The 7,054-nt window shown below is 57.6% G+C and carries 6 protein-coding genes; 3 read left to right on the top strand and 3 right to left on the bottom strand.

Translation table 11 applies throughout. The features are described 5' to 3' along the window. Positions 1 to 7 precede the first annotated feature (7 nt). Positions 8 to 1,285 carry an iron-containing alcohol dehydrogenase gene (locus DW195_RS05965; protein ID WP_370215091.1) on the bottom strand — a complete coding sequence of 426 codons (1,278 nt, stop codon included), beginning with the start codon at positions 1,283 to 1,285 and terminating at the stop codon, positions 8 to 10. A gap of 196 nt (positions 1,286 to 1,481) precedes the next feature. On the opposite strand from DW195_RS05965, the gene DW195_RS05970 reads away from it, so the two are divergent. Then, complete coding sequence (locus DW195_RS05970) at positions 1,482 to 2,045, top strand: ferritin family protein (RefSeq protein WP_118206152.1); 564 nt, start codon at positions 1,482 to 1,484, stop codon at positions 2,043 to 2,045. Between the two features lie 242 nt (positions 2,046 to 2,287). Here DW195_RS05970 and DW195_RS05975 read toward each other — a convergent pair whose 3' ends face one another. Continuing rightward, positions 2,288 to 3,145: a hypothetical protein gene (locus DW195_RS05975; protein ID WP_147356492.1), complete on the bottom strand. Its 858-nt coding sequence runs from the start codon at positions 3,143 to 3,145 to the stop codon at positions 2,288 to 2,290. A 566-nt stretch (positions 3,146 to 3,711) separates the two neighbouring features. Continuing rightward, positions 3,712 to 5,151, bottom strand: a complete 1,440-nt coding sequence (locus tag DW195_RS05980; protein ID WP_118206145.1) for a PLP-dependent aminotransferase family protein — start codon at positions 5,149 to 5,151, stop codon at positions 3,712 to 3,714. A gap of 145 nt (positions 5,152 to 5,296) precedes the next feature. On the opposite strand from DW195_RS05980, the gene pdxS reads away from it, so the two are divergent. After that, positions 5,297 to 6,187, top strand: a complete 891-nt coding sequence (gene pdxS, locus DW195_RS05985; protein ID WP_118206146.1) for a pyridoxal 5'-phosphate synthase lyase subunit PdxS — start codon at positions 5,297 to 5,299, stop codon at positions 6,185 to 6,187. Positions 6,188 to 6,207: 20 nt separating this feature from the next. After that, positions 6,208 to 6,795, top strand: coding sequence for a pyridoxal 5'-phosphate synthase glutaminase subunit PdxT (pdxT, locus tag DW195_RS05990; RefSeq protein WP_117736778.1), 588 nt, complete (start codon positions 6,208 to 6,210; stop codon positions 6,793 to 6,795). The last annotated feature ends 259 nt before the right edge of the window (positions 6,796 to 7,054 follow it).

Genomic DNA, 7,054 nt, shown 5'->3' on the forward strand with positions numbered 1-7,054 from the left:
GGCCCTCCTAGTTCTCGTCTTCAAACATACCACCCGCAACGACCTCGTACATATGCTCGAGCTCCAAACGGTCCATTAAAAGCGGAACGGGGTACAGGGGATTGGCCTCGGCATCGGCATGCGCCGCCATCTCAGGAATGTCGGAGCGGCGAATGCCCGTCACATATTTGGGTATGCCCAAGGCGGCGTTCATGCGGTCGACCCAATCGATAAAGGCCTCAGCAGCCACGTTGTCCAGCGCATTAGCCGGCGCAATGCCGGCCATGCGGGCGAGATCGGCGAGCTTGGGAGCAGCAGCTTCGCCATAGGCGCGAAGCATGTGCGGCAGGATGATGGCGTTGGCCAAGCCGTGGGGAATCCCGTAACGCCCGCCCAGGCTGTGCGCGATGGCATGGACGTATCCAACATAAGAGCGCGTAAAGGCAACGCCCGCTTTATACGCCGCCGAAAGCATATTGCGGCGCGCACGCATGTTGCCACCGCACTCATAGGCCTCGAGCAAATTGTCGTGGATGAGCTGCACCGCCTGGCGCGCCATCTTGCGCGTATAGGGCGTGGTGCTGCGCCCGATAAAGGCCTCGACGGCATGTGTCAGGGCGTCCATGCCCGTTTGCCCCGTAATGGAGGCGGGCAGGCCGCGCGTAAACTCGGGGTCGTGCACCGCAAAGCGCGGGATCAGCACAAAGTCGTTAATGGGATACTTGTAGTGCGTCTCGTCGTCGGTAATTACCGCTGCAAGCGTGACCTCGCTTCCCGTGCCCGCCGTGGTGGGAACGGCGATGAGCAGCGGCAGGCGACGATGGATACGCAACAGGCCGCGCATCTTGTTGATGGGCTTCTTTGGCTGCGCGATGCGCGCGCCCACGCCCTTGGCGCAGTCCATGGCCGAACCGCCGCCAAAGCCGATAATGGCCTGGCAGGCGCTCTCTCGATACAGAGATGCCGCTTCCTCCACGTTTGAGACCGTGGGATTCGCACGTGTTTCGGCATAGACCGCAGCGCTAATTCCCTTGGACGCGAGCGCTGTCTCGAGCGATGCCGTGAGCCCCAGACGGGCAATGCCGGGATCTGTCACGATAAGAACATGCTGTATTGAACGCTTTTGAAGCACTGCGGGCACTTCCTCAGCGTGCTCTAAAATGCGTGGCTCGGTATAGGGCAGTACCGGCAATGCGATGCGAAAAACCGTTTGATACGTTCGGCACCAGGCGCGGCGGGCTAGATGCATAGAGGAAGCTCCTTCATTTGTTGATTGGTCAACATTTGCTCGACCGATTGTACTCATCGGAGGTCGCATATGGCTTGCCAATCGTTAATCAATCAACATCTTCACATGCTTAAATTGTTTTATTAAAAATCATTCCTAATAGGCTTCACATTCGGTCTCATTTATGGATAATAGAACCCGTCAAGACGCACGTCCGGAGAGGGCCCTTACGGGACCGGACGAGCGCACCATCGCCATCGATCGAAAGGATCGAATCATGAAGTTTGTTTGCCCCGTTTGCGGTTATGTGGAAGAGTTCGACGGCGACCAGCTGCCCGAGGATTTCAAGTGCCCCCAGTGCGGCGTTCCCGGTTCTCGCTTCCTGAAGCAGGAGGAGGGTCAGCTCGAGTGGGCTGCCGAGCACGTCGTGGGCGTCGCCAAGATGGAGGGCGTCTCTGAGGACATCGTTGCCGACCTGCGCGCCAACTTTGAGGGCGAGTGCTCTGAGGTCGGCATGTACCTGGCCATGGCTCGCGTCGCCCATCGCGAGGGCTATCCCGAGATCGGCCTGTACTGGGAGAAGGCTGCCCACGAGGAGGCCGAGCACGCCGCCAAGTTCGCCGAGCTTCTGGGCGAGGTCGTGACCGGTTCCACCAAGAAGAACCTCGAGATGCGCGTTGAGGCCGAGAATGGCGCCACCGCCGGCAAGACCGATCTTGCCAAGCGCGCCAAGGCCGCCGGTCTCGATGCTATCCACGACACCGTGCACGAGATGGCCCGCGACGAGGCTCGCCACGGCAAGGCTTTCGCTGGCCTGCTCAAGCGCTACTTTGGCTAAGCCAACTGCCTGAGACATAACCTCTAGCTCGAAGAAGGCCCGGACCGTATTGGTTCGGGCCTTTTTGTGTCTCGAGGACTCGTTAACGCCCTGAAATAGAGCTATCTTCGGCATCGGTCTCTCGTCAAAAACTAAGTGAGTAGACTTTTCGAAACTTGCCGAGCACACCATCCATATTGCTTTATAAAGTCGCAGGTAAATGACTTGTTTCAAAACGGCCTGGTCGCCAAAGTGCCAAAAGCCTACTCACTTAGAACCGCAGCCGTCCACGATCGAGCTGTTTTGTGTCTAACGGGCATCTTTCCGTCAATTACTCCCAATTTTGTCCAGTCAACGAATAGTTCAGACCGGAGTAATGTCTCAGCCCTTTGCTCATCTGAGCTTTTATCACGATATTCAGCATCGAGCATCCTGCATACGGCCTTAACGATCGCGTGGAATCTACCCTCATCGGATATCTGTCTGTGTGTCAGGAGAAGTACATCGTAGCCCATGGCCTGAAGGGCCGTCATGCGGTCAGCGTCACGCAAGCCATCCCCTGCGCATCCGTGCGAGGCCTTTCCCTGACATTCAATGGCAACCTGTCGTCTGCCGTCCGGCGAAGAAAGAAGTAGGTCGATATACACACGGGACTTTCCCACAATCGCTCGAGCACTTGTGCTTAGCATCACTTCAACATTAAGCTCTATGCCGCAGAAACCTTCGCCTCCCAGGGATCGCGGCAGTGCAAGTAGCAAATACGCCTCGACCTCAAAAGGCGACGCGGCGCCCAATGGAACGAGTTGCGATACCGCTATAAATCTATTGCCGTAACGCATCCCGCAAACATCTGAACAAAAACGGTCAAGGTCTCCGCCCAAAACCAAAGCGTCTCGACGCCATAAATTTGAGGCGGTGCCGTCCTCGGACGGGCAGCGCACCCAACCGAACGTTGTCGAAATCGCGCCCGAATCAATTGCACGCGAAAGCTCCGCCTCAAGTGCCGCCGGCAGGGCACACACCGCAAACAAGCCACACATCTCCGCCAATACCAAAAGAAGCTGAAGATCCGTCAGATGCCGCAACATGATGAATGCCGTCAGTAGAGGAGACGTAATCAAAACCCCATGCTCCGTTCCCAGCACGGATTCCCTGGGAAGCTCACCAAGAAACAGCCGCTGCCTAATGCTGGCAGGACAAGTCCGTTTGTTTCTCGACCGAACCAATGTATACAACGGAAAACCGAGCGCGACCGCAGCCGTCGGGTTGCGGGCGAGATCATATCGCTGCCGGTCTTCTTCCGGTCGTGGAAGCGGCGGACACAAAGCGCGGACTTGAGGAGGCAAACGCCAGTACCTAAAAGCTGATATGTCACAAAGTAGATCCTTCATAGGCACAGGAAAACACGAATTTCAACCCAGTCAGTCACGCATTGGCGCGAACGCACCAAAAATGGCGCCGAACGGACTGCCAAGTTTTCAACAGCCCTCCCCAACTGGCCAAAAGCTTGCCGAGAGCTGGACGAAGCCCTGTTGAAAACCCCATTTTTTTCTCATGCAGGAGCTTTGCGCGGCAAGTGAGTAGACTTTTTTGAACATCCCGAGCAGGCCGGTCATCCTGCTTTTCAAAACCGCAGGTAGATAGCTTGTTACAAAACTGCCTGGTCGCCAAAGTGCTAAAAGTCTACTCACTTAGGTTGCAGAGTGCCCCCCCCCATTAGCTGCAATTCCAAGGTAGTTAGTACTTTTGGACTCAGATCGTCATACTGAACAAGAATTTGAGTTGAGTTTTCAGGGACAGATGCGCCATCGGCACACCAAAAACAGTCACCGATATCGATAAAAGGGATGCTCGAGCGCGTGAGGGCCCGTGCAAAAGAGCTTCCGCCCGCGTCACACTCCACGGCCACGACGCAGTAAAGGCCGGCGTCCGCGTACTCGATCGAGACTTCCCCTGCCGGAAACGTTTTCCGTACAAGCGCCGCCAGGCCATCACGCGCCCCACGAGCACGAGCGCGCACGCGGTTCACATGTCGCTCGTAATCACCCGATTCCAGCAAACGCGCCAAGGCAACCTGATCAACAGAACTTACCGACGAGGCGTAGAAACCAAGGTTGCGTTTAAACCTCTCCATTAGTTCATCGGGCAGCACCATGTACGCCAAACGCAACGCCGATGAAAGGCTCTTCGAAAACGTGTTGGTGTAGATAACCGACTGGGCGGCATCGATCGACGCGAGCGCGGGAATCGGCTTGCCGGCAAGGCGAAACTCACAATCAAAGTCGTCTTCGATGAGATACCGACCTGGCCGCTCGGCGGCCCAGCTCAGCAACGCATAGCGACGTGCAATGCTCGTCACAAGACCGGTCGGATACTGATGAGACGGCATCAGGTGAAGGACATCGGTCCCGGTTTTCTGCAGCGCGCTCAAGTCCACGCCCTCAGCATCCAACGGGACATGCCGCACTTCGCAACCCATAGCCTGATAGATGTGCGTCAAGCGCAAATAGCCTGGATCCTCGACGGCATACACCTTGTCCGCGCCAAGCAACTGAACCAACATGGTATCGAGCAGCTGGGCGCCCGCACCGATAACAATGTTGTTGGGGTCGACATTCATACCCCTCGTCCCGCGTAGATGGTGCGCAATCGCACGTCGCAGCCGAGCGGTGCCCTGCGCCGGCGCGGGCGAAAAGATTTCACGTTCGTCTTCGGACGTCAGTGTCGCCCGTAGCGCGCTTTGCCAAAGCCGCGCCGCCTCCAAAGCGGAAGGAGAAAGCGCATCGAATCGCTCGACCTGTCCGTTGACATCATGCGCGCTGGGGCCCACGGAGGCGGCATCTCGGTCGATGTCCTCCGCAGCCGAAGCCAAAACCGGCGCATCCGGAAGTTCGCACGCGTAGTAGCCGCGCCGCGGCTTTGAGCAAATATAACCCTCGGCAAGCAACTGGCTATATGCATTCTCGATGGTAATGACACTGATACCCAGATGACTCGCAAAGGCGCGCTTAGACGGCAGATGCTCCCCCGCCGCAATACGGCCAGCAACAATATCATCGCGAATTTGCTGGTAAACATACTCATAAAGCGATGCTTCGCCGCGATTTTCCAAATTGTAGTCAAGCATGGGTCTATCACCTGACCTTATCGAATCATTCAATCTGGTATTAGTCTGACCTTGTTATTATCTCCAAAACTGAGTATTCCGCCATACCCAGCTCCCCGATAGGATGTTCCGTCAAGCAATGCACATGCCAACCAAGGGAGCAACCATGGCAGAACAGACCAGCAAAGCCGATCGCGTCAAACTTAATCGCGAGCTCGCGCAGATGCTCAAGGGCGGCGTCATCATGGACGTCACCACGCCCGAGCAAGCACGCATCGCCGAGGAGGCGGGCGCCTGCGCCGTCATGGCGCTCGAGCGCATCCCGGCCGACATCCGCGCCGCAGGCGGCGTCTCGCGCATGAGTGATCCCAAGATGATCAAGGGCATCCAAAAAGCTGTCTCCATCCCTGTTATGGCCAAGTGCCGCATCGGCCACATTGTCGAGGCGCAGATCCTGCAGGCCATCGAAATCGACTACATCGACGAATCCGAGGTCCTCTCCCCCGCCGATGATGTCTACCACATCGACAAGACCCAGTTTGACGTGCCGTTTGTCTGCGGCGCCCGCGATCTGGGCGAGGCGTTGCGCCGTGTTGCTGAGGGCGCCACGATGATTCGCACCAAGGGCGAGCCGGGCACGGGCGACGTCGTTCAGGCCGTGCGCCATATGCGCAAGATCCAAAAGCAGATCCGCGACGTTGTTGCTCTGCGCGACGACGAGCTCTTTGAGGCAGCCAAGCAGCTGCAGGTTCCGGTCGAGCTGGTGCGCGAGGTCCATGCCACGGGCAAGCTCCCCGTCGTAAACTTTGCCGCCGGCGGAGTCGCGACCCCCGCCGACGCCGCGCTGATGATGCAGCTGGGCGCCGAGGGCGTCTTTGTTGGCTCGGGCATCTTTAAGAGCGGCGACCCCGCCAAGCGCGCCGCCGCCATCGTCAAGGCCGTGGCAAACTTCACCGACGCCAAGCTCATCGCCGAGCTTTCGGAGGACCTGGGCGAGGCTATGGTGGGCATCAACGCCGACGAGATCGAGATTATCATGGAAGAGCGCGGGCGCTAGTCCAGCAGAAAGGATCGCACATGAGCGATTATGCACACCAAACGGTTGCCGTGCTGGCGGTCCAAGGCGCTTTTGCCGAGCATGAGGCAAGGCTATCTGAGCTGGGCGCACGCTGTATTGAGCTGAGGCAGGCGGCTGATTTGAAGCAGAACTTTGACCGTCTGGTACTTCCCGGCGGCGAGTCTACCGTTCAAGGGAAACTGCTTGATGAGTTGGGCATGCTCGAGGAGCTTCGTACCCGTATCGCTGAAGGCATGCCCGTCCTGGGCACCTGCGCCGGCCTGATTCTGCTGGCTCACGACCTTGCCGCTCATGACGATAAGGGCACGCCGCGTTTGGCAACCATGGATGTGCTCGTTGAGCGCAATGCCTATGGCAGACAGCTCGGCAGTTTTCGCACCAAGGGACAGGTAGACGGCATCGACGGTGAAGTGCCGCTGACATTTATCCGCGCGCCCCGCATCGTCGAGGTCCACGGCGACGCCAAGGCCTTGGCAGAGGTCGATGGCCGCATCGTCGCCGCCCGCCAGGGCAACCAGCTCGGCGTAACCTTCCACCCCGAACTCGATGAAGACACCCGCCTCCACGAACTGTTCCTACAAATGTAGGCAGAATTTAAACGAGCGTGGATTTTCGGACATACAACAAATGAGAGTGGATAATCTCCCACTTTGAGCTTGAATGCAGGCTCAAACCGGGAGATTATCCACTCTCATCCCATGTAGTCGTTGGGGACGTTCTTAAACGACTAGTCAAACAAGAACGTCCCCAATGACTACCTGACAAGGAGTGTCCCAAACTACCGGCAGAAAAGGAACGTCCATTACAGTCGAAATTGTCAGCCCGGGACCGTCTCGGGCTACGATT

This window comes from Collinsella sp. AM17-1 (assembly GCF_003470665.1).
Taxonomy (GTDB): Bacteria; Actinomycetota; Coriobacteriia; order Coriobacteriales; family Coriobacteriaceae; genus Collinsella.